The organism is Roseburia sp. 831b (assembly GCF_001940165.2).
Taxonomy (GTDB): Bacteria; Bacillota; Clostridia; order Lachnospirales; family Lachnospiraceae; genus Roseburia.
Genome location: NZ_CP135162.1, coordinates 2,230,160 through 2,253,226 on the forward strand (window position 1 = coordinate 2,230,160; position 23,067 = coordinate 2,253,226).

Genomic DNA, 23,067 nt, shown 5'->3' on the forward strand with positions numbered 1-23,067 from the left:
CATTGTGTAATTTGCCAGTAAGAAAACTGTAAGCAACCTTTTGATACCCCAATCCTATTATATAAAAGAACCACCAGCGGGGGACTGGTGGTTCTATAAAGGGGAGAGTTTATGAAAAAAAAAATTGTATCACTTCCTATGTGATAGTTATACTATACCCAGAAATTGTGAAATCCGTTTGGCTAAATTTTGAACGGTATTTGAAAATTTTGTGAAATTGTTCACAATTTCATTTCTCTGATACATAAACTCTCTCTTTTTCTGTTCATTCTTTACCAGCTAATCACTTCGTGACCGTCCTCTGTTACAAGAACCTGAATCTCCCACTGTGCAGATGGCAATCCATCTTCTGTATATACTTCCCAATCGTTCTTAGAGTCCACATAAATGTCCGCTTTTCCCATATTCACCATTGGTTCTATCGTGAATATCATGCCTGGAACCATTAACATTTCCTCTCCTCTCTTGGAGTTGTACCCAACCCAAGGATCCTCATGGAACTGTAAACCGATTCCATGACCACCAATTTCACGGACAACTGTGTATCCATTTGCAAATGCATGGTCATGCACAGCCTGACCCATGTCACCTAAGAATCCCCATGGTTTTACTTCTTTCAATCCTAACTCGACACATTCCTTGGTTACTTCTACCAGTTTCTTTTTCTCAGGACTGACCTCTCCGATACAAAACATTCTGGAAGAATCTGAAAAATAGCCATTCAAAATCGTGGAGACATCCACATTGATGATATCTCCCTCCTGTAATACCACATCTTTGGATGGGAAACCATGACAAACCTGCTCATTCACAGATGTACAAACGCTATATGGATATCCCTCATAATGAAGTGGCGCAGGAATTCCTCCCATCTTTGTCGTCTTCTCATAGACAATCTTATCAATTTCTTCTGTCGTCATACCGGCATGGATATGCTCTTCAATATAATCTAAAACTGCCACATTGATTTTCGCGCTCTCTTTGATTCCGGCAATCTCATCTGCATTTTTGATGATGTCATGACTTGGCACAATGCATCCTTTTGACGCATACATTGCAATCTTTTCATCAAATGCCTGATGACACGCCTTATATTTTTTGCCACTTTTACACCAACATGGATCATTTCTTCCTAATTTTACTGACATAATACGCTCCGTTCTTGTGATGCCTCCTGTGCAGCACAAGTCTCTATTCTAATGATTTAATGTGATATTTCCAAAATCCAGACGGTCCCATACTTTTTCATTGATTACCACCTGGTGCTGTTCCTTCAGCTTTAAGTATGCGTCACCCTCAAAATCATAGTCCTCATAGCCTGCCCCTTGCATACCTGCATAAATATTCTGGTATTTCTGGGCAAGTGCCATGCGTCTCATAACCTCGTTGATTTCGTCTTCACTGACGGTAAGACGCTCCTTCGCCTCATCGGATAAATCCATCCAAAAATCCGACTGTTTCTGTTCTAATGTCGCTGTCTCTTCTTCGCTTAGGCTAATGCCCTCTGCCTGCGCCATCTCGTAAAAAATTTCATCGTGTACCGCCATGTTCATCGCTGCTTTTCTCGCCGTAACCTTCATAAATTCTCCGTTGATATGAAGGTTCCAATAAGCATTGGTATCCTCGTCATCGTAAATCTCCGCCTGGTCTTCTACCGTACGTTCCTCATACGCCACATAAAAAGCCATATCCCGAACCAAAAGTTCCTTAGAATCAACCGTTACGGCAGTCTCATCTAACACATCCTTGTATACAAGATTTTCTTTCATTTTGTTCGTATGATAACTGTAATAGCCTAAACCTGCGATTATACATATCACAATGACCACTATCAGGATGGATTTCTTTTTCATATGCCTCTCCCTACTGGCAAAGTCTTGCAACTACCTGGTTAATCACCTTACCGTCTGCTTTGCCCTTTAACTCTGGCATGACATTTTTCATAATCATACCTTTATTCTTGGTTGCAACTACATCTGCAAATTTCTCTTTGATAAATGCCTCAACTTCTTCCTCTGACATCATCGCTGGTGCATATTCCTCAAAAATCTTATATCTTGTCTGGTATTCCTCGATTAAGTCTGTACGGTCTGCCGGGCAGGTCTCAATCTGTTCTTTTACCGTCTTCATCTCTTTTAAAATAACACGATTAACTAATTCTTCCTTAATATCGTCTCTGCATCCTTCATCAATCGCAACTTTCTTTGCTGCTGAAATCAAAGATGAGATGGCATCCTTGCGTACTTTATCTCTCGCTTTCATCGCTGCTATCATATCTTTTTGTAATTGTTCTAACTGCATGTTTCATTTCCTCCTGAAATGTAATTCTTTTCACAAACACTCATGTGAATCCATCTTTTATTATAGCATTTTTGTAAAAAAAATACAAACATGACAGACCATCTATCACGTTTGTATTCCTTATAAAATAAATGAATATTCCAATTGAAAAATTTTATCAGAGCACGCGTCGTACACTTAAAATCGTACGGTACGTTGCGGTACCATATTTGATGCCCGTTGTCGGGGATGACGCATGTACAATCTGTCCATTTCCCATATAGATTGCAACATGTCCGGCATAACAGATAATATCGCCTGCCTGTGCATTCGCATAGCTTACTTCTTTTCCTGCACTTCTAAGCTCGCCGGATGTTCTTGGAAGGGAAATGCCAAAGTGCGCATAGACTGACTGGATAAAGCCGGAGCAGTCTGCCCCCTCCGTCAGGCTCGTCCCACCAAATACATAAGGGTTTCCTACGAACTGGCAGGCATAAGACACTACCTCACTTCCACTCACGCCGGAAGAAAAAGATGGATTAAGGCCGGTATCCGTAAGTCCTGCATCCGTATTTCCACTTCCTGTATTGCTCGTATTATCGGTTCCTCCGGTAGCAGCGGTTGTGGTAGATGCTGTTGTATTGCTTTTTGCGGATGTTGCCGCTGCGGCGGCTGCAGCTGCTTCACGGTCTTTCTTCTTTTGTTCCTCTTTTGCAATGATATCATTCTGCTCTTTGATGGTCTTGGCATACTGGCTCGCAAGCGTCTTTGCATTGGCAAGCTGGGTATCAAAATCACTAATCTGCGCACCTAAATCTGCAATCACGTTGTCAAGCTGGGTCTTTTGTTCCTCATAGCTAAGCTGGAGTTCCTCCATCTCATCCATCTCATTTTTCAGCTGTTCCGTTAAATCTGCTACCTGCTGCACGGTCTCCTGGTAAGCCGTCAGCTGCTTTCTGTCATAGTCGTAAACTTCCGAAACATACTCCACACGGTTCAGTAAATCCGTGATGCTTTTTGCCCCGATAATGGCTGTCCAGACAGAATCATTGCCTTGTTCATACATGTATTGGATACGGACCTTCATCGAATCATACTGCGTCTGCTCCTGCTGTTGGGCAGTCTCTAAATCTGCATTCGCGTGATCAATCTCATCCTGCTTATTTGCGATATCCTGCTCTAGGACATCCATATCCGTAAGCAGACTCATCAGCTGGGAATCGTACTGCGATTTCTCATTTTCCAGCTGGCTCTGTTCGCTCTTTAAATCTCCAATTGTGTTATTAATATCATCCAGATTGCTCTGTGCCTCATTCTTCTTATCCTGTGCATCCTTTAAACTGGTTGCAGACACCGTTGAAAAATCAACAATGCCAACTGCTGCTACAATTACGGCTGCAAGCAATCTTTTTTGCATTTGTTTTTTATGTAATGACTTTAACCGTTTCATAAGGTGTCTCCTTTGCATTTTCTATCCCTATTTTCTCACAAAACGAGACATTTTTCCACCGGTTTTTTTTCCCAAAAAAAGGGGCTGTGAAAAAAGAATAGTCCCGCATAAAAAAGAAAGACCAAGAGTTTTGCAATGAACTCAAGGTCTTTCTTTGTGTTATAATTAACTTACCATGAAAATTAATAACATAATCTATTCTAACCCAAAACAGGCAGTTTTGCCAATACTAATTCAAGATTATCTGGACATTTGTGATCCGGTGCTGACATTTGACAGATTTATGGGAGAAATCGAACTGGAGAAATATCTGAAAAATATTCCGCAACATCATACAGGAAGACTCAGATATGACCCGGTCAGCATGCTGAAGACAGTTTTGTTCGGATTTATGGAGAACGGCTATATATCATTGCGTGAGCTGGAGGATCAGTGCAAAGTCAATCTCCGCTTCATGTATCTCATGGATCATCAAACACCTTCTTACCGCACCTTCGGCTACTTCATTAACGAAGTAATTGCTGATTCCATTGAAGATATATTTCAGGACATAAACAAAAAAATCTTCGAGACAGAACATGTGGACCTCCAACATCTATATATCGATGGCTCCAAATTTGAAGCAAATGCGAATAAATACTCCTGGGTATGGAAAAAATCAACAGAAAAATCCAGATACCGCCTCTTTGATAAAATCACAACACTCTTTCAGGAAATCAATGAGGAACTGTCATGTACCGGTATAAAGTTTTGTATCAATAGTGAATATGCACCAGAGTATCTGAAAGAAGCCGCAGAACAGTATGCAAAAGCCTGGCAGATGGATAAAACGATGTTTGTTCATGGCAGGGGACATCGAAAAACCACGCAGCAGCGCCATTATGAGAAACTCAGTGAGTATGCTGCCAAGCTGGAAGAATACGTGGAAAAAATCAGGATCTGTGGAGAAGACCGCAACAGCTACTCAAAAACAGATCATTCGGCTACTTTTATGCGAATCAAGACAGACTACATGGGAAATGACCAGCTGCTTCCGGCTTATAATGTACAGGTCGGTGTTGCAGATGAGTACATTGCTGTTGTTGATGTAAATCAGTACCGCTCAGATATGGATTGTTTTGTTCCGCTGATGAACAAATTTTATACTACATATGGCTTCTATCCGAAGTATCCAGTAGCGGATGCCGGATATGGTTCTTACAACAATTACATCTTTTGTGAGCAGCATGGAATGGAAAAATATATGAAGTTTCCCATGTTCAAGAAAGAGACTACTGACAAAAAGTATCAAGAAGATCCATTTCGTGCAGTAAATTTCCCAATCGGGAAAGACGGAATCATGCGTTGCCCAAATGGGAAAAAATTTTATCTTCAGTACCGTAAAAACGTAAAGGGAAACAAGTATGGACGCCAGGAAGAAATATACCAGTGTGAAGACTGTTCTGGATGTCCATACGCTGAACACTGTAAAAAGACAGATAAAAACCGCACCGTTCGGATTAACCGTGAACTTACAGCGATGCATCAGGAAGTGATTGGAAATCTCGAAAGTATCCAGGGAGCACTTCTGAGGATGAACAGATCCATCCAGGCAGAGGGCACATTTGGTATCATAAAAAACGACCGTTGGTACAAAAGAATTGTCCGAAGAGGAATAAAATCTGTCCTGCTTGAAGTATTTCTTGTTTCTATTGGACACAATCTTTATAAATATCACAATAAACATGAAAAAAATGTAACAGCCGCATAGGATTCCATAATAGCCTTTCTTATGGGGTAAGGGGAATTATACACGTTTTATGAAATATAACTACTGTTGTATCCATAATAAAAAGGACGCATGAAAAAACTTTCGTTTTTTCACACGCCCCTTTTTAAATTTTATTCATCCCAGCCTATATAACGGATATCAATCTCATCAATTACGCCATCCCAATAGCTAATCTGTAAGGAATTGTTGTAATCATCATAGTAAGCATCGTTATGATAATACCATGTGTAATCCTGGGAATCATACTCTGCATCATCCGATTCATAAGAATCGTCTGGCTCTCCGTATGCTGTCATTACTTCATCTTTGGTAGAGGCTGCAGTCACACCGTTTGGTAACACGATATCACCAACTGCGTCATAATAATCTGCAAAATGAAGGGTTACACCATATACCATGCATTCGGATAATGCAGCCGGTGCATCTGTGTTATCATAGATGGCACAATAGCCAATATCATTTCCATTTGCATCATATAAAGTAATCGTGCTTGAATAATATCCTGGATTTAAAACATAAACCTCATCATCTGAGCTGATGGAGAAGCCTGCTGCCTTAAAGTCAGAATAACTAACCGGCAATGTAAATGTTGCTCCATTTAATGTGATTGTTGTATCTGTGATTCCGCTTCCTGCTGTTACGTTAGATGGTGTTACGGAAAGTGTTGTCTCTGTTTCTTCCGAATCCTCAGAATCTTCCTCATCATCGTAGTTATAATCGGAATCATAGTCATATTCGTAGTCGTAATTAGAATCGTTATAAAGTTCAGTTGCATCAGAGCCGATAAAAGAAGCTGCTGAGAATCCAACTACAACGATTAATACAATCCAGACGATGAATTCTACGATAAATCCGGCAAAACCAACCCATAAGCAGATTGCAGATGTCTTCGCTGCTGATTTAAAATCATCCCAACGTGATTCTTTGTATGCAGTATTGGCTTTTGCGGTAAATACACATGAGATAATACCTAAAATACCTGTTAAAAGGTTGCAGGAAAACAGTGTTAAAATCTCTAAAATAGAGAAGGTCAGTTTCATACCAAAGCGATTTTGCATTGGTTTGCCTTTCTTGTCAACCGGTGGCATACCATAGGCATTCTGTCCATACATATTCTGCTGACCGTTAAAATTGTTCTGACTATATGCATTCTGCTGACCATTAAAATTATTCTGTCCATACGCATTCTGCTGACGGTCAAAATTGTTCTGACCATACGCATTCTGCTGTGCCTCTGCTCCATCCTGAGGCTGTGCATTCTGCTGTGCTTCGTACTGTGGCTGGCTGTTCTGCTGTTCCTGTGCCTCGTACTGTGGCTGGTCATTTTGCTGTTGGTTTTGGTTTTCAAAACCAATGTTGTTGTCATTTTCCATAATTAATCTCCTTGCCCTTTCCATACATTTGGGTTTTTTTGTATAAAATTTTTCTTACAAAAAAATTCTATCAGACCTTTTTCCTAACTACAATTGTAGATAGTGCCAAAAAAGCGAGAGTCATTTTGCTCCCGCTTGTCAAAATTTTACAATTTTTGTCAATTTTTTGTTTATAGTACCTTTTTCACAACTAACAATTGGTCGCCCGCCGCAATTTTTTTGTCTTTTAATTGATTGGTCGCAACAATTTCGTCTACCGTGGTATGATTTTCCTTTGCAATCTTCCACAGCGTATCTCCCGGTCTTGCGAGGTAACCTACAATTCCAGGTGCATCCTGCAGTTCCTCCAGATTCCAGTCCGTCACTTCAACGTCTTTGATTTTCTTTTGTTTTTCTTCCTCAAATGCCATGAGATTCAGATTAATGACAACTTTTATCTCTGCCTTCGACTGATCTAGCAGTACCGCCGAAAGCTGTTCGATTCCGCTGTCAACCTCTGCTCTTGACTGTGGCGTCAGCCCCTGCGCTTCAATGAGCTGGTGGAATGGGAAAACACCTTTCATGACACCAAGCGGCATATCATCCTCCGTTGTCATATAAAGTACATCCACACTTAAAATTCCATCCACTTCCACACCATTTGGAACAAGTTTCTGCTCCTCTAAAAGCACCGTTCCCTCACATGCACAAATTTGTAAAATTTTCTCCTGGTTTTCCTCTAGCTGAAGCTGTTCTGATACTTTACTCTTTGCATCATTTTTCATCAAAAGGCGCTCTAATGTCGTATCCTCGCAAGTCAGATTTACCTCTTTTTTTAAGGAATATAAATCGGTCAGCAATTCCACCTGCGTCTCCCGCCAGACCTTTAAGCTGACATCAAACACCAGTTCCAGCACTAAAATTCTTTCTTCTCCATCATAATCCGGCTTTACCTCAAGGTCCGTCGTAAGCGGGGCAAGAGAAACCTGGAAAATTTCCTCACCGGAGAGTCCCGGACAGTCGATACTGCCGGAAATTGGCACCGAGGTTTCATTCCACTGAATCCTTCCCTCGTCCTCCTCACCATAATAAAATACCGTGACCAGTGCCTCCCCCGTCACTTTTATCTCCCCATCGCCGCCTGTATATTCGAGGTGACGCAGTTCTATGCTTTTCCACAAAATATCAGAGACATTTGGTTTGCTTGAGGGAATCACAATCTCGTTTCGCACCCGCAGGGTATCTCTTCTCGCTGTCACAAGCTCAAGCAGGTCTTTTTTCATCAGCTGCTGCTCGTATCCATCGTCCTCGGCGATTCCGCATGCCATCTCCTCTTCCCGGTTCTCCTCCACAATCGCTTTTAATACCACAACTGCCCGGATGCTTAATTTTCTAGAATTGATGGCACCAATCGTCAAATCCTCAATCTCTGCTTTCATACGGACACTGTCTGTCTCATTCAAACCGTCCATGCTGATTTTTTCCTGAAAAGGAAGTTCCCCACGAAGCGAACTCATCTTACGGTTTTCCTGATTACTCCGGTATAAGGCAGAAAAAACAAGGCTTCCTTTTATCCAAACTACGCCCGTAGTTACGTTTACCTCATCAAACCTTACCTCTCCTTTTTCCTTTACCATCTTTACAATATCCGGCTTGTAATCCGGTACATTATAATCATCATCCACCGTAATCTGATTTACGGCAATTCCTTTTTGACAGTTCTTATGTAATTGTATGGTCTTTAAATCCACAAAAAAAATCCCCCGTTTCGAATCTTTGTAATCATCTTATTCGAAACGGGGAACAATTATTCATTTCTTAACATAATTTCATTCTGATATCTCTTGTTATAATATCGGAATAACTAAAAGATAGTAACTGAGGAGGATTCTCTTCCCTCTCATCATTGACCAATATTGTGAAGACACTTGGATACGCATTCTGGATTACACCCTCCTGAATGTCGACCTTATTTCTTCCACGGTCCAGCTGGATTAACACTTTGCTACCACATTGTTGATGTACGGATGCACGTACTTTTTCGATGTCTGCTTGTTGCATTGTCTACCTCCTCTATCCGAGTTCTATTTTCGCCTGGATATACTACTAACCTGCTTTAGTATAGCACAGTATTAAACAATTGTCAACTGCAAATAACTACGTTTGTACTTTTTTCAGTTTATTTACTCAAAAACGACATTTTCTTCTCTCAATTCTGTCTTTATGACAAGATACGGGAAACTTGGATTCTGTGCTGTTTTTTCCCCTTTTCTCGGCCCAATCAGATCCGAATCAAAAAAAATGGCATTTCTTGTCAGATATAATTCTTTCACACTGATACTGTATCCACCCGTCTCCTGCTCACCGTATCCTCTTACTATGTATAACGAATCGTCCGTCTCATATGTCATTTTAAAATCAGAAGCTTTCTTTTCTTCAATCTGTGCAAGCAGTTCCTGCGGTATTTCTTCTTCCTTTAAAATGGTATAGGAAAGGTCACTGATTTTTGTTCCATCCGTCTGTTCAATGCTGCATCCGCCAAGCAGACAGCTAATTGTCACAACCACAATTACAAGTCCTAGCACACACAGTTCGTAAATTCCCGGCGGAAAGATGTCTGGCAGCTGTTTTCTTCGTTTCTCCATATTCGCTCCATTTCTATAAGAGTTTGCACACGATACCGCGCAAAACCTTTTCTTCTATCTATATGAAGGAACACGTCTTTTTATGACTACTTGTTTTTCCACTCATTTCCCCGTATAATAAAGGAATAACATTGATATAGGAAAAGAGCCTGGCAGCGCTTGCTTCTATGCTCTAGAAAGGAACTTTATGATTCGAGTTATTTTAGCTCTGCTTTTTGCAATTTTATATCTGATTCTGGGGATTCCGGTGCTGTTCGTAGAATGGCTGATTGGAAAAAGAAACCCGCACGCTGCTGATATCAGTCAGCTTCGCATGGTACAGTGGGCATTCCGCGTGATTTTATTTATCTGTGGAACCAAGGTTACCGTCATTGGCGAAGAAAATGTTCCAACCGACGAGCCGGTTCTTTACATTGGAAATCACCGCAGTTATTTTGATATTATTATTACCTATGCAAGATGTCCAAGACTGACCGGATACGTTGCCAAGAATTCTATGGAAAAAGTGCCGCTTTTAAGTCTGTGGATGAAGCGCCTTCACTGTCTTTTTATTGACCGTGAAAATGTAAAAGAAGCGTTAAAAACTATTCTTGCCGGAATTGATAACATTAAGCACGGTATTTCGATGTGTATTTTCCCTGAGGGAACCCGAAACAAGACGCCGGAAAACGGACTTCTTCCTTTTAAAGAAGGAAGCTTTAAGATGGCGGAAAAGACCGGTTGCGCCATCATTCCAATGGCAATTACCAATTCTGCAGATATTTTAGAAGATCATTTTCCAAAAGTAAAGGCAACACACGTTATTTTGCAATATGGTGCACCGATTTATCCGAACCAGTTAGAAAAGGAAGAAAAGAAACATTTAGGTGCACATTGCCAGAAGATTATCGAAGAAATGCTAGAAGAACATAAAAAAATGTAGCTTTCCTTATGCATGGTAAGAATTGCAATAGAGAACAAAAAAAGATTACACACACGGAATTTCCATGTTGTGTAATCTTTTTTTCTCTATTGCATGCACATAAAGTTGAACCTCTACGCCTCAGCTTTACATACCGTCAGCCTGAATCTTATCTAAAATTTATTTATCACAAGATTCTGTCAGGGCAGCTACAATCTCTTTAAACTTCATAAAGTTGGAAGCTTTTACCAAAATGGTATCCCCTGATTTTTTATATTGTTGCAATTGTTTAATTAATTGCGATTTTGTGTCAAAATGATACACTTCTGTATCTGAAACTTCTTTTACGCCTGCTGCAAGTTCTTTTGCAAGTTCTCCAACGCAGAACAGCGCATCAATTCCTTTTCCTTTGAAATAAGTACCGACGCCGTGATGAAGCTCTTTTTCATCGGCACCAAGTTCTCCCATGTCACCAAGTACGGCAATTTTCCTGCCCTGTGCCTTGGAAAGCACGTCGATGGAGGAGCGCATGGAAACCGGATTGGCGTTGTAGCAGTCATCAATGATAATCATTCCATCTTTATGAATCAGGTTGGTTCTTCCTCCAATCGTTGCAACCTGCTCGACTCCGCGTTTGATTTCATCTGCCGAGAGTCCAAGTTCTCTTGCCACACAAGCTGCTGCAAGCGCATTGTAAACATTATGTTCGCCCGCAATCGGAATCTCAACCGGGATTTCCTTGTTGTCAATGTGAAGTACTGCCTTTGTTCCCTGCAGACCGACTGCCTCGATGTCTGTCGCATAAACATTTTTCTTTGCCAGAACCTGCACACCCTGCTTAGTTTCAACCTGTTTTGGTGCCTCGCCGATTCCATAGAATATCGCCGGCTTTCCATTGACCACTTTTTGGGTGGAGAGTTTGTCATCATCCCCGTTTAAAATAACGGTTCCGTTTGGTCTCATATGTTCAAAACATTCGGTTTTTGCTTTTAAAATACCATCCCTTGTAATCAGGTTCTCCAAATGGCAAAGGCCAATATTGGTAATCACACAGATGTCTGGCTGCGCCATGGACGCAAGACGATGCATCTCCCCAAAATCAGAAATTCCCATCTCAAGCACAGCTACCTGGTGGCTCTCTCTGATTTTAAAAATGGTAAGTGGCAGACCAATCTCATTGTTGAAATTGCCTTCCGTCTTATGTACGTTGTATTTTTGTGAAAGTACAGACGCTATCATCTCTTTTGTACTTGTTTTACCAACACTTCCGGTAATTCCAACCACCTTGATATCCAAAGATTCACGATAGAATTTTGCAAGCTTTTTCATTGCCTCTAAAGTGGAATCCACCAAAATGTAAGGGCTTTTTGCATCCTCTAGCTTCTGCTCTGACAAAGCCGCCAGCGCACCTTTTTCCATAACATCCGGAATGAATTTGTGACCGTCCACTTTCTCGCCTTTTACTGCAATGAAAAGATAATCCTTTTCCACCTGACGGCTGTCAATGACAACCCCTGCAATTTCTTTTGTCTTATCTTCTTCTTTTCCAAAATAAACACCATCGCAAGCTTTTGCAATGTGTTCCAATGTCATATTTTTCATCTTTCTAACCATGACTTTCTGGAATAGTCTGAAACTATTTCACACTATTTCTCATATTTTTTAAGGGAAATCTCAATTAATTTCTCGCATAACTGATTGAAGTTAAGTCCGATTACGTTTGCCTCCTGTGGCAGCAGACTTGTCGGTGTCATACCTGGCAATGTATTTGCCTCCAAGCAAAAGATTTCATTTTTCTCACTCAATAAGAAATCGGTTCTGGAATAGGTGTCTAATCCAATTACTTTTGCAACTTTTTCTGCATAACGCTGCATCTTCTCGGTAATCTCATCCGGAAGCTCTGCAGGACAGGTTTCCACTGCACTTCCTGCTTTGTATTTGTTCTTAAAGTCATAGAAGCCTTTGATTGGTGCAATCTCAATGATTGGCAATGCCTTGTAGTCGATGACACCAACGGAGAACTCACGTCCCTTTACATATTCTTCGATGACTAGTTCATTCTCCCATTTAAATGCCTCGTCCAATGCAGCCTTAAATTCTTCGTCCTTGTATACAATCGAAACCCCGACACTAGAACCTCCACAACATGGTTTTACCACGCATGGAAGTGTCAGTCCTAATTTGCTGCAGGTATCGACACGGTTCTCTTTTGTCATGATAAAGCCTGCTGGTGTTGGAATCTCATGGCTGCGGAAAAACTGCTTGCTGAGTCCTTTATCCATCGCAATAGCACTGCTTAAGTAACCGGTTCCTGTATACTTGATTCCGAACAAATCAAAGGTTGCCTGAATCTTACCATTCTCTCCGTTTTCACCGTGAAGTGCCATAAAGACAATATCTGCCATCTGGCAAATCTCAATGACGTTTGGTCCAAAGAAACAGTCTGACTGATCTTTTCTGGACGCTTTTACTTTTGCAATATCCGGGGCGATTTCCGGGATATCAGAAACCTTGATGCTCGCTTCTTCGCTCTTTTCAAAGATATCTGTCACATCTTCCCTTTTATCACTGTATCCCATAAATACATCAAGCAAAATAACCTGATGTCCATTCTCTCTAAGTGCTTTTGAAACCATATCTCCTGTCTTAAAAGAGACATCTCTTTCGGTGCTTAATCCACCCGCTAAAACTACGATTTTCATTGTATCTTCCAAACCTTTCTTGTTATAACTATACCTTTATTATAGTAAACCCTTTGTCTCATTTTGACAACATATTGATTTATTTTTTGTGATGAAGAATGCGCTTTCATTCTGAAATCTTTCGGTGGATTTGTTGACGGAAGGGGCTTTAGATGCTACAATACAAGTCCATTTATGAATCGAATTTTACTTTAGGAGGAAATCACACATGGGTATTGTTGTTTTTGGCGCAGTATTTGTTGATATTAAGGGAAACCCTTTTAATATATTTATTCCACAGGGAAGAAATGAAGGTATGGTAGAGAATGTTCACGGCGGTGTGGCCCGTAATGTTGTGGAAGACATTGCTAATATCGAGCTTCGTCCAACTTTTGTCAGCCTTGTCGATGACAGTGCGATGGGCGAGGAAGTCATCAACAAATTAAAAAATCACAAGGTCAATACCGATTACATCCGCAAAACACCGGACGGAATGGGTACATGGCTTGCAATTTTTGATAACGATGGCGACGTTTACGCTTCTATTTCCAAACGTCCAAACCTTCATCCTATCACTGACATCTTAGATGAGCAGGGAGATGAAATTTTCAAAGATGCAGACAGCATCTGTGTTGAAATTGATATGGATAAAGACGTGATAAAACGTATTTTTAAGCTTGCAAAAAAATACAATAAACCGGTCTATGGCGTTGTCTCTAATATGAGTATCGCAGTAGAGCGTCGTGATTTTATCACCGACACCGACTGTTTTGTATGCAATATACAAGAAGCAGGTCTTTTATTCTCCGATGATTATTGTGAAAAAACATCGGAGGAGATGGAAACCATCCTGGCAAAGAAAATCTCCGGTGCAAAAATCAAACGAATGATTGTAACCATGGGCGATAAGGGTGCTGTCTATGCAACTCTCGACGGTGAACATGGCTTCTGTCCTGCTAAAAACGTCCATGTCAAAGATACCACCGGTGCCGGCGATTCTTTCTTTGCCGGCGTTGCGATTGGACAAACCTATGGAAAAACATTGGCAGAATCCTGTGAGATTGGCTCACGCCTTGCTGCTTCTGTTATCTGCAATTCAGAAAATGTCTGCCCTCGTTTCCAGCCGGAAGAGTTTGACTTAGATGTTGTAGTAGAAGATTAGGCTTTTTCTTTTTTCCGATTCCGTTCATTCACATCATCACGCAACAGCATATAAAGGGTGGAAACCAAAGGAATAAATACTAAGATTCCGAGTACTCCAAACAGGCTTCCACCTACGCTGACTGCGGCAAGTACCCAGATTGCCGGCAGACCAACCGATCCACCTACCACTCTTGGATAAATCAAATTCCCTTCTATCTGCTGAATCACAAGAAATAAAATTACAAACCAGATTGCCTTTTCAGGGGTATCCACTAAAATCAGAAACGTTCCCACAACACAGCCAATAAATGCACCCACAATTGGAATTAGAGCCGTAAATGCAATCAAAACTCCGACAAGGAATGCATAGGGCATTCGAAAAATACTCATTGCAACTACAAACATCGTTCCAAGAATAACCGCCTCAAGACATTGACCGGTAATAAAATTTGAAAAATTCCGGTATAACATATTGCACACCTTCAAAACCTTTTGATTTACTTTGGATGAGGTATATGCCGAAAGAATTCTTTTTCCCTGGTCTGCTAATTTTTCTTTCTGACCTAAAATGTAGAATGCAAAAATAAATGCAATCAACGCATCCACCACTCCACCAATGATACTGCTCGCCACAAGAACCGTAGAGGACAGCATGCTCGTCATCCCGTTTTTTGCAAATGCAATCGCATTATCCATGACGGCATCCCAGTTGAGATTCGACACATCTAACTTCACAAGATACTGCTGCACCTGTGGATAATTCACACTCAGTGTCTCCAGCTTCTTCATCGTCTCTTCTGCAAACGGAGGAATCTTATTCCCCAATTCTACAATTGTCTGTGTAATCTGTGGCACTACCGTTACAACTACAATCGTAATTATTATACACAGAAAAAGAATACTAAGCAGGATTCCAACCGGTCTTTTCCATCGTTTGGCGGATGCTCCCATCCACTTTACCAAAAGTTTTTCTTCTATCCCACGCAATGGAATATTTAAAACAAAAGCTATCATTCCACCATAGACAAATGGTTTTATAATGTTAAGTGCCACCGCAATCCCTTTTAGCACCTCTTTGCTGTACATCAGTAAAAATACCAATCCAGCAATAAGAAAAATTAGGTTTCTTATCTGTCTGAACTTTTCTTTTTCCATTTCAATAGGTCCTCCCTGTGTTGTGTATGACTTTTAGTAATAGAACTAATTTTAGCATACTTGTATGATACACGCAATGATGTGAAACCTAATCTTCCCTGCTCTTCTTAATCTCATCAATATATCCACCGGTAATCACACCAGCCGGAAGCGCAACGACTGCAATCCCAACAATAGAAGAAATCATGCTCACTAATTTTCCAAATACTGTTACCGGGTAAATATCGCCGTACCCTACCGTCGTCAGTGCCGTGGTTGACCAGTATATCGCATCAAACAAACTGTCAAAACTATCCGGCTCAACCTGGAACATAATCAGCCCCGCAACCACAATATATCCTAATGCGAGATACCCAACCGCCAGCAACACATCTTTTTCTTTCTTTAATACATTTAAGATAACGCGAATGCTCTTGGAATATCTGATAAATTTAAAAATCCGAAAGGTTCTTACCAACCGAAACAGCTTTAACAAACGAAATCCCGGATTTAAAATCGTGATCGATGGCAAAATTGAAAACAAGTCTATGATTGCCATTGGAGTAAATGGGTACATCAGAAATGCTCTGCTTTTGTATTTTTTTAATTTCAAATCTGCCGTCATCCATCGAAGGAAATAATCTAATATAAAAATCATTGCTGTAATGCGGTCGATATATAGGAAACCCGCACTCTGGCTTTTAAAGCAAAGTGGCACTATGCTGATAATTATGGTAACCAACATAAAGCCATCATAAAGAGAGCTTATGCTATCATTTTCATTTGCGACCTCAATAATTTCAAAAACTCTTTTTCTCATATGTAAAACTCCTGCCCTGGTATCTTTAAAATTTCTCCATGCAACACATATACAGCATACCTTATAAAATGGTACAAAAAAAGTACCGATTCTTCGGTACTTTTACAATGCGGGTGACAGGACTTGAACCTGCACGTCGGGGACACTAGAACCTAAATCTAGCGCGTCTGCCAATTCCGCCACACCCGCAAACGCTACTGTGAAATTATATCGTAGCGCAATAAAAAAAGCAACTACTTTTTTCTTTTTTATATCGTTTCTAAGAAAGATTACTCTCCTTCTGGTTCGACTGCTTCCTTAAATAATTCCCAATATTGGTGATACACATCAAAGTCGTCACCAGAAAAAGTCCCGGAATCAGAATCATCCACCAGAATTTTGACATCATCGCCTTGTCTGCGAGCGAGAGCATGCTGCCCCAGGATATTTTTTCAATCGGAAGACCGATTCCCATGAAGCTGAGTGTCGATTCTGCCACGATGGCGCTGCGAATGTTCATGACGACCATGAACATGATGGATGACATGAAGTTTGGCGTTAAGTGCTCCCATAAAATATGCCAAAAACTTCCACCCATGCATTTTGAGGCAATGACATAGTCGCTGTTTCGAATCTGTCTGACCTCCGTGCGCACAATTTTGGCAATGCTCGTCCAGCTTGTCACGCCGATGACAAACGAGATGCTCCATACATTTGGTGTTCCAAGAATCGCCTGAATCAAAATCACAAGCAAAAGATTTGGCACACTCAACAAAATTTCGGTAAGGCGCATCAGACCATCATCCAGCCATTTCGGTGCGCAGCCGCTGATGGAACCGAACACAATCGCAATCAACGTCGAAAGAAATGTTGCGAGGAATCCCACTAGAAGTGAAATTCTTCCGCCGTACCAGATCATCGAAAAAATATCCCGCCCCATCGTATCTGTTCCAAACCAAAACTCACGGTTTGGAGCTGTGGAATAATTTTTCAAATCAAGATAGGTCGGGTCCTTTGTCATAATCAGATTACAAAAAAGGCATCCCAACACAATGATGGACAATAAGGTAATGGAAAGAAACGGTATCTCTTTTCTTTTTTTCTTAATTTGAGGAACAGTTTGAACAGTTTCACGAATTCCTACAATTTCAAATTCCTGATTCATGACGCTCTCCTTCCACAACACTTGTATTTTCCTTCATCCTAGGGTCAATCCGCTCATTGATGGTCTGCGCTATCATGTTACTCAAAATCACAACAATTCCAGATAAAATACACAAAACCATCAACAGATTATAGTCCTTGTAGCGCGCACTCTCATAGGAAAGCGTTCCGAGGCCCGGATAGGAAAAAACAGTCTCCACAATATAGGTTCCGCCCAGAATATGCGGCACAGAAATTGCCATAATGCTAAAATACGTTGGCATCATGTTACGCAGACAATGACGAAACACAATCGTTTTCTTTGTCAGCCCTTTTGCTTTTGCAAGCAGCACATAATCAGCGCGCACTTCCTCAAGCATCTTATTTCGAATCATGTACGCGTAATACCACAGATGCCCCAGTACCACAACCGTCATCGGCAAAATCAGATGCACGATGCGGTCTCCAATCGAATCCTCATAAACACTCGTGTAGGCTCCCGAACTCGGCATCAAATGTAGTTGAATGGAAAAAATAAAAATCAACACCAGCGACATCCAAAACTCCGGAATACAACTGATAAGCGTTCCGACCTGACAGATAATTTTGTCCAACAGGCTGTCCTCAAACCAGGCACATAAAATGCCCAGCAGCAGAGCAAGCCCGAATATCAGAACAAATCCGATTCCACCTAAAATCAGTGTATTGACCATCCGCCCACCAATCACCTCTAAGACGTCCATCTTATATTTATAAGAAATTCCAAAATCGCCGTGAAATGCATTTCCCAGCCATTTGATATACTGCACGTAAATCGGCTCATTCAGCCCCAGCCTCTCCTCTGCCCAGGCGTGCTCCTCCGGACTCATTTTCTCCACGCGGTCTCCATAATAGGACACCAGCGGGTCTCCCGGTGCAAGCCTTGCAATGTAAAAAACAAGAAGGGAAAGCAAAAAGACGCTGACGAGAAACAATATGCATTTTTTCCCATAATAAAGAACTTTATTCTGTTTCATCCCGCATCTTCTCTCCTTCTTCTAATGTTGTATTCTGCTGTTGCAGCCTCTCCAGCCTGCTTTTATCATTCCTCTGCTGTCTCTCCAACATGCTCCTATCCTTCTGTTGTTGCAACACAAAATGACCTGCACTGACCTCCACCAGTTCTCCATCCCTGCAAAAATTCTCCTCATCAAACGAAATCAATTTTCTTGCACGTTCTTTTCTTGGGTCTGGAATCGGGATTGCCGAGAGAAGCGACTTCGTGTACGGGTGCAGCGGATGCTCAAATAATTCTTTTGTCGGTGCGACCTCCACCAGTTTTCCGTGATACATCACACCAATGCGGTCGCACAAAAACTCCACCATCGCAAGGTCATGCGCAATAAATAGAATTGAAAAACCGTGTTCCTGCTGCAAGTGTTTAAACAGATTCACAATCTGCGCCTGAATTGACACATCCAAAGACGCAATCGGTTCATCCGCAACCAGAAGAGACGGTTCCATCGAAAGTGCCCTTGCAATCGCCACCCTCTGTCGCTGTCCGCCGGACAGTTCCGACGGATACTTTTTCAAAAATCCTGCGTCTAAGCCGACATATTTCATCTGAAATTCCGCCTCCGCTAAGTAGGATTCCCGCAGCGTCTTTTTTTTGCTGATGCGAAGCGGCTCTGTGATAATCTCACTCACTTTTCTGCGCTGGTTCAAGCTGGAACTCGAATCCTGAAAAATAATCTGCCGGTCGGTCTGCAGGAGCTTGCGATTCGCACGAAACTGCTTTTTATCGCAGGTGTCAATTCCCTTGTATACAATTTTTCCGGCAGTCGGCTGGTATAAATTCATGATGCAGCGCGCAACCGTTGATTTTCCGGAGCCGGATTCCCCGACAAGCCCGAACACTTCCCCCTCTTTTATGGAAAAAGAGACATCCTCCACCGCTTTGATTACCATTTTTTTCTGCAATGGAAAATACTGTGACAAGTGCTGTATTTCTACTAAATTTTTATCCTTCATCTTCGTTTCCTCCTATCGGAGAAGCAATCTTTGGCGCCCGTTCATCGAGAAGCCATGTTGCCGCATAATGCGTGTCGGACACCTGAAACATCGGCGGCTGCTTTTCGTAATCGATTGCGAGCGCGTACTCATTTCGGCAGGCAAACGCATCGCCCTTTGGCGGGTCAATTAACGTCGGCGGCATGCCCGGTATCACGTGCAGTTTTTCCTTTCCCTTTGAAAAACCGGGGAGCGCCTGCATCAAGCCCCAGGTATAAGGATGCCTTGCATCGTAAAAAATTTCTTCCACCGTTCCGATTTCTACGATTTTTCCGGCATACATAACTGCAACGCGGTCTGCGACACGTGCCACTACGCCTAAGTCATGCGTGACAAAAACGGTCGCCGTCTGTAACTTCTGCTGTACTTCCCGAAGCAAATCCAAAATCTGCGCCTGAATTGTGACATCTAACGCTGTCGTTGGCTCATCTGCAAAGAGAATTTGCGGATTTCCAGCAAGCGCAATCGCCATCACACTTCTCTGACGCATTCCACCGGAAAAATGATGCGGATACAGATTTTTCCGCTCCTTCGCATTTTCAATGCCAACCAGCTCCATCAACTCGATGACTCTTTTTTCCAATTCCGCTTTTCCAATGCGTGGCTGCTGTTTTTTGACGGCTTCCGCAATCTGCGCCCCGATTGTCATCGTCGGATTTAGGGAGGTCATCGGGTCCTGAAACACCATGGAAAAAATGCTGCCGCGCAATTTTGCCATATCACGTTCCCTGTAATTCGTGATATCGACGCCATTGGCGAGAATAGTTCCTGATTTTATTTTTCCACTCTTTGGCAGCATCTTCATGATACTTTTGCAAAGGACACTTTTTCCACAGCCGGACTCGCCGACAATCGCCAGCACTTCGCCTTTTTTTAACGAAAAAGAAACGTCCCGCACTGCCTGCACCTCCCCCTGCGGGGTATCAAAGCTGACCGATAAATTTTTTACTTCTAATACGTTTTCCATACGATTCCTCACGCAAAACAAAGGGGCTGTCTCCAGTCCCTTGTTTCTGTCTCATTTCTGATTTCCAGTCTGTAATTTCTAGTTCGTAATTTCCCATTCGGTTACATTCCAAAAGATGCCAACGCCGTGATGTCCCATGACTGTATCGGCATTAATACCGGAAATATTGGATTTTGCAACATAATTGGCGTCAATGTAACAGATAAAAGTATAGGCAGGGTCTTTTGCAAGTTCCTCCTGGAATTTTGCATAAGCTTTTGCACGAACCTCGGTATCGTCCGATTCTCTCGCCTCTGTCAGATACTGATCCACAAGCGTATTCGAATACGAACTGTAATTCGCTCCTTTTCCGGTGCCAAACACTTTGTAGGTATGGTCGTCTGCATCAAATGGGCTTCCCCATCCAATCAGGTATGCCATCTGACCGCTCCAGTCCACTTCTGTCGGAACTTCCACCTTACACTCAATTCCAACCTCACCAAGCTGCTGTGCTGCTGCCTGCGCAATGTCAAGACGCACCTGGTCGCCCGCGCCGACGCTTAACACAAAGCTGATTTTTTCACCATCTCTATAATAGAAACCGTCGTCTCCCATCTCGCATCCAACGGACTCTAAAATCTCTTTTGATTTTTCCGGATTGTAATCATAATGTTCCACATCTTCATTATTATAAATATTTCGCTGCAGAGGACCATAAGCTGCCATGCCCTCTCCAAGCAGCACCGCCTCGACAATCGCCTCGCGGTCGATTGCGTAGTTGATTGCCGGAATGATGTCTTTATTTTCAGTCCAGTATTCGTTATTAAAATTATACATGATGCCCCGGTAATCAGAGGTTTTCATGTCATAGCAGGTATAGCCATCTTTGTCCGCAAAAGTTTTCGCATCCTTTGGCGTCAAAAGTGCAAGGTCAAGCTCGCCGGATTCCATCTGGATTGCTTTTGCATTATCGTCTGTCACAATTTTAAAAATAATCTGGTCGATGTTTGCGGCACCCTTGAAATAATCTTCATTTTTTTCCAGCGTGATTGCCTGTCCCTCGTCCCAGCTTGCCAGTTTATAAGGTCCTGTTCCGATTGGATGGCGGAAAAAATCAGATTCCTGCATATCTTCTCCCTCCAACAAATGCTGTGGAAGAATCGCCATCGTCATGTAATCCAAAAATGCAACGTTTGGCGCTGACAAGCGAAAAGACACTGTATAGTCATCTTCCACCGTAATCTCCTCGACGTCCTCAAAGTTTGGTGCATTTTCAGAACCATTTTCCGGATCCATAATCGCCTCGATGGTAAACTTCACGTCATTTGCGGTAAAAGGTTCGCCATCGTGCCATTTCACGCCCTCTTCCAGATGGAAGGTGTAGGTATTGGTCTCCTCGTCAAATTCCCAGCTTTTTGCGAGGGAAGGAATGACTTCGTTATCCCCATTGTGTGCGGTCAATCCGTTAAAAAGTAAAATATTGATTTCACCGTGTTCATCCATTGCCGGATTGATTCTGGTATAATCACCGCTTCCGTATACGAGCGTGGTCGTACCAGACGCCTGCTCGGTTCCGGTCTCCTGATTTGCATTGCCTTGTGTGTTTCCCTTTCCACACGCAGCCATGGAAACTGTCATTGCAGCCACCAATAAAACTGATATGATTTTTTTCATTGATACTCTCCATTCCTGTGCGTGAAACGTTCTGCTTCACGCCATTTCCTTTGTATTGTACTCGGACAGTTTATCATGGTCATACCAGTTACCACAAGCTACCCCGGGGGATATTTTTAAAGAAAATAGTCTTGACTTTGTGTCATTTGCCAGCAAAAAACTGTAAGCCAGCCTTTTGCCCCCGCATCTGTTAAATCTATAACTGTATTCCTATCTCTTTTAACCGCTCCAGCTCCACCGTCATGCGCGCCGCCTTTAACGGATCTACCACCTGGCTGATTTCCAGATTTGCATACAGACCGCAGAAGAAGCCTGCTTCATAGAAATCCATATTTCCCATGACAGCGACAAAATCGACTAATTTTTCCATGGCAAGCTGTAATGCTCCATCCGTTGTCTCTGACGTTGCAATGGAAGCAAGTTTTCCATCACAGCAGACAAACGGAATGTCGATGTGAAAATCTCTTCTGACGTTCACTTCAAGTTCAACTTCGCCGGATATCTCAAGTCCTGTGTAAAAGGATTCCCCATCACCCTGCACGGCATGCAAATCTCCCATGGAGAGAAGTCCGCCCTCGACCTGCACCGGAAGATACAGTGTCGCACCCTCGCAGATATAGCGGGTGTCCATGTTGCCACCGTGATTTCCCGGTATCATGGCAAGCGGCGTCCCTTCCGCCGGCGCAACTCCAATTACACCAATCATTGGATGAATCGGAAGTTCTTTTCCATCCCCAAAGGCAACCTTTCTGTTTTTCACCGGAAAAATCTTTGTCTTTGGTTCTTTGACAAGATGACCTAACAATCCCTCGCCCGGCACGCAGAGCGCAAAGCCTTCTTCTGCCACATCAATCCGATTGATTTTTATTTCCAGGACATCGCCCGGATGCACGTCTTCTAAGAAAACAGGTCCTGTGATGGGATTCATAATCGACATATCGACATTTTCAAGTACATCTGTCGTTTTTCTTATCTGTCCATTGAACGCATCCTGCGTCTCAAACAGAAGATGCGCCGGAAGCGTTGCCCTTTCCACCGGTGTCTCCGCTTTATCAAATGCATACGCATGATGCTCTTTTCCTATTTTTGTCATTTATAT

At 42.2% G+C, this 23,067-nt stretch carries 21 protein-coding genes and 1 tRNA gene; 3 read left to right on the forward strand and 19 right to left on the reverse strand.

Annotated features, from left to right (window positions below; translation table 11 throughout):
* Positions 1–272: 272 nt before the first annotated feature.
* The 4 genes from BIV16_RS10165 to BIV16_RS10180 form a co-directional block, all read right to left on the reverse strand.
* Entirely contained in the window at positions 273–1,148 is an 876-nt protein-coding gene (locus BIV16_RS10165; RefSeq protein WP_075680701.1) for a methionyl aminopeptidase, read from the reverse strand.
* 48 nt (positions 1,149–1,196) lie between these two features.
* A complete protein-coding gene (locus tag BIV16_RS10170) occupies positions 1,197–1,853 on the reverse strand; it encodes a hypothetical protein (protein WP_075680702.1) in 657 nt (218 codons plus the stop codon).
* Positions 1,854–1,863: 10 nt separating this feature from the next.
* A complete protein-coding gene (locus BIV16_RS10175) occupies positions 1,864–2,301 on the reverse strand; it encodes a GatB/YqeY domain-containing protein (protein WP_075680703.1) in 438 nt (145 codons plus the stop codon).
* Between the two features lie 157 nt (positions 2,302–2,458).
* Complete coding sequence (locus BIV16_RS10180; protein ID WP_075680704.1) at positions 2,459–3,730, reverse strand: C40 family peptidase; 1,272 nt, start codon at positions 3,728–3,730, stop codon at positions 2,459–2,461.
* A 175-nt stretch (positions 3,731–3,905) separates the two neighbouring features.
* Here BIV16_RS10180 and BIV16_RS10185 point away from each other — a divergent pair, with 175 nt between their 5' ends.
* On the forward strand, positions 3,906–5,480 hold the full coding sequence (locus BIV16_RS10185; RefSeq protein ID WP_075679506.1) for an IS1182 family transposase: 1,575 nt from the start codon (positions 3,906–3,908) through the stop codon (positions 5,478–5,480).
* A gap of 131 nt (positions 5,481–5,611) precedes the next feature.
* Here the strand turns inward: BIV16_RS10185 and BIV16_RS10190 are convergent, their stop codons facing one another.
* The 4 genes from BIV16_RS10190 to BIV16_RS10205 all read right to left on the reverse strand — a co-directional run bounded on the left by BIV16_RS10190 (position 5,612) and on the right by BIV16_RS10205 (position 9,498).
* Positions 5,612–6,874 (reverse strand): hypothetical protein, encoded by a 1,263-nt coding sequence (locus tag BIV16_RS10190; protein ID WP_075680705.1) that lies wholly within the window; start codon positions 6,872–6,874, stop codon positions 5,612–5,614.
* A gap of 170 nt (positions 6,875–7,044) precedes the next feature.
* The gene (locus BIV16_RS10195) at positions 7,045–8,604 is read right to left on the reverse strand and encodes a DUF3794 and LysM peptidoglycan-binding domain-containing protein (protein WP_242940386.1); all 1,560 of its coding nucleotides are present in this window, start codon (positions 8,602–8,604) and stop codon (positions 7,045–7,047) included.
* A 67-nt stretch (positions 8,605–8,671) separates the two neighbouring features.
* Positions 8,672–8,914: a Veg family protein gene (locus BIV16_RS10200; RefSeq protein WP_075680707.1), complete on the reverse strand. Its 243-nt coding sequence runs from the start codon at positions 8,912–8,914 to the stop codon at positions 8,672–8,674.
* A gap of 122 nt (positions 8,915–9,036) precedes the next feature.
* Positions 9,037–9,498 carry a protease complex subunit PrcB family protein gene (locus BIV16_RS10205; protein ID WP_143524752.1) on the reverse strand — a complete coding sequence of 154 codons (462 nt, stop codon included), beginning with the start codon at positions 9,496–9,498 and terminating at the stop codon, positions 9,037–9,039.
* A 187-nt stretch (positions 9,499–9,685) separates the two neighbouring features.
* On the opposite strand from BIV16_RS10205, the gene BIV16_RS10210 reads away from it, so the two are divergent.
* Positions 9,686–10,420: a lysophospholipid acyltransferase family protein gene (locus BIV16_RS10210; protein WP_075680708.1), complete on the forward strand. Its 735-nt coding sequence runs from the start codon at positions 9,686–9,688 to the stop codon at positions 10,418–10,420.
* 159 nt (positions 10,421–10,579) lie between these two features.
* Here the strand turns inward: BIV16_RS10210 and BIV16_RS10215 are convergent, their stop codons facing one another.
* Both BIV16_RS10215 and BIV16_RS10220 read right to left on the reverse strand, forming a co-directional pair.
* Positions 10,580–12,001, reverse strand: coding sequence for a UDP-N-acetylmuramoyl-tripeptide--D-alanyl-D-alanine ligase (locus BIV16_RS10215; RefSeq protein ID WP_075680709.1), 1,422 nt, complete (start codon positions 11,999–12,001; stop codon positions 10,580–10,582).
* A 44-nt stretch (positions 12,002–12,045) separates the two neighbouring features.
* Positions 12,046–13,101: a D-alanine--D-alanine ligase family protein gene (locus BIV16_RS10220; protein ID WP_075680710.1), complete on the reverse strand. Its 1,056-nt coding sequence runs from the start codon at positions 13,099–13,101 to the stop codon at positions 12,046–12,048.
* 208 nt (positions 13,102–13,309) lie between these two features.
* Between BIV16_RS10220 and BIV16_RS10225 the strand changes: the two genes are divergently transcribed.
* Positions 13,310–14,242, forward strand: coding sequence for a carbohydrate kinase family protein (locus BIV16_RS10225; protein ID WP_075680711.1), 933 nt, complete (start codon positions 13,310–13,312; stop codon positions 14,240–14,242).
* Here BIV16_RS10225 and BIV16_RS10230 read toward each other — a convergent pair.
* The 9 genes from BIV16_RS10230 to BIV16_RS10270 all read right to left on the reverse strand — a co-directional run bounded on the left by BIV16_RS10230 (position 14,239) and on the right by BIV16_RS10270 (position 23,061).
* Positions 14,239–15,378 (reverse strand): AI-2E family transporter, encoded by a 1,140-nt coding sequence (locus BIV16_RS10230; RefSeq protein ID WP_242940387.1) that lies wholly within the window; start codon positions 15,376–15,378, stop codon positions 14,239–14,241. The two genes, BIV16_RS10225 and BIV16_RS10230, sit on opposite strands and share 4 nt — an antisense overlap.
* 88 nt (positions 15,379–15,466) lie before the next feature.
* Positions 15,467–16,177, reverse strand: coding sequence for an ion transporter (locus BIV16_RS10235; protein ID WP_075680713.1), 711 nt, complete (start codon positions 16,175–16,177; stop codon positions 15,467–15,469).
* Positions 16,178–16,285: 108 nt separating this feature from the next.
* Positions 16,286–16,366: transfer RNA gene (locus BIV16_RS10240), tRNA-Leu, on the reverse strand.
* 70 nt (positions 16,367–16,436) lie between these two features.
* Positions 16,437–17,321: an ABC transporter permease gene (locus BIV16_RS10245; RefSeq protein ID WP_075680714.1), complete on the reverse strand. Its 885-nt coding sequence runs from the start codon at positions 17,319–17,321 to the stop codon at positions 16,437–16,439.
* Positions 17,305–18,315 (reverse strand): ABC transporter permease, encoded by a 1,011-nt coding sequence (locus tag BIV16_RS10250; protein WP_075680715.1) that lies wholly within the window; start codon positions 18,313–18,315, stop codon positions 17,305–17,307. The genes BIV16_RS10245 and BIV16_RS10250 overlap by 17 nt, the downstream gene beginning before the upstream one ends.
* Entirely contained in the window at positions 18,302–19,309 is a 1,008-nt protein-coding gene (locus BIV16_RS10255) for an ATP-binding cassette domain-containing protein (RefSeq protein ID WP_075680716.1), read from the reverse strand. The genes BIV16_RS10250 and BIV16_RS10255 overlap by 14 nt, the downstream gene beginning before the upstream one ends.
* Complete coding sequence (locus tag BIV16_RS10260; RefSeq protein ID WP_075680717.1) at positions 19,299–20,315, reverse strand: ABC transporter ATP-binding protein; 1,017 nt, start codon at positions 20,313–20,315, stop codon at positions 19,299–19,301. Before BIV16_RS10260 ends, BIV16_RS10255 begins: the two co-directional genes overlap by 11 nt.
* Positions 20,316–20,393: 78 nt before the next feature.
* A complete protein-coding gene (locus BIV16_RS10265; protein WP_075680718.1) occupies positions 20,394–21,968 on the reverse strand; it encodes an ABC transporter substrate-binding protein in 1,575 nt (524 codons plus the stop codon).
* A gap of 196 nt (positions 21,969–22,164) precedes the next feature.
* The gene (locus tag BIV16_RS10270) at positions 22,165–23,061 is read right to left on the reverse strand and encodes an acetamidase/formamidase family protein (protein WP_075680719.1); all 897 of its coding nucleotides are present in this window, start codon (positions 23,059–23,061) and stop codon (positions 22,165–22,167) included.
* Positions 23,062–23,067: the final 6 nt, after the last annotated feature.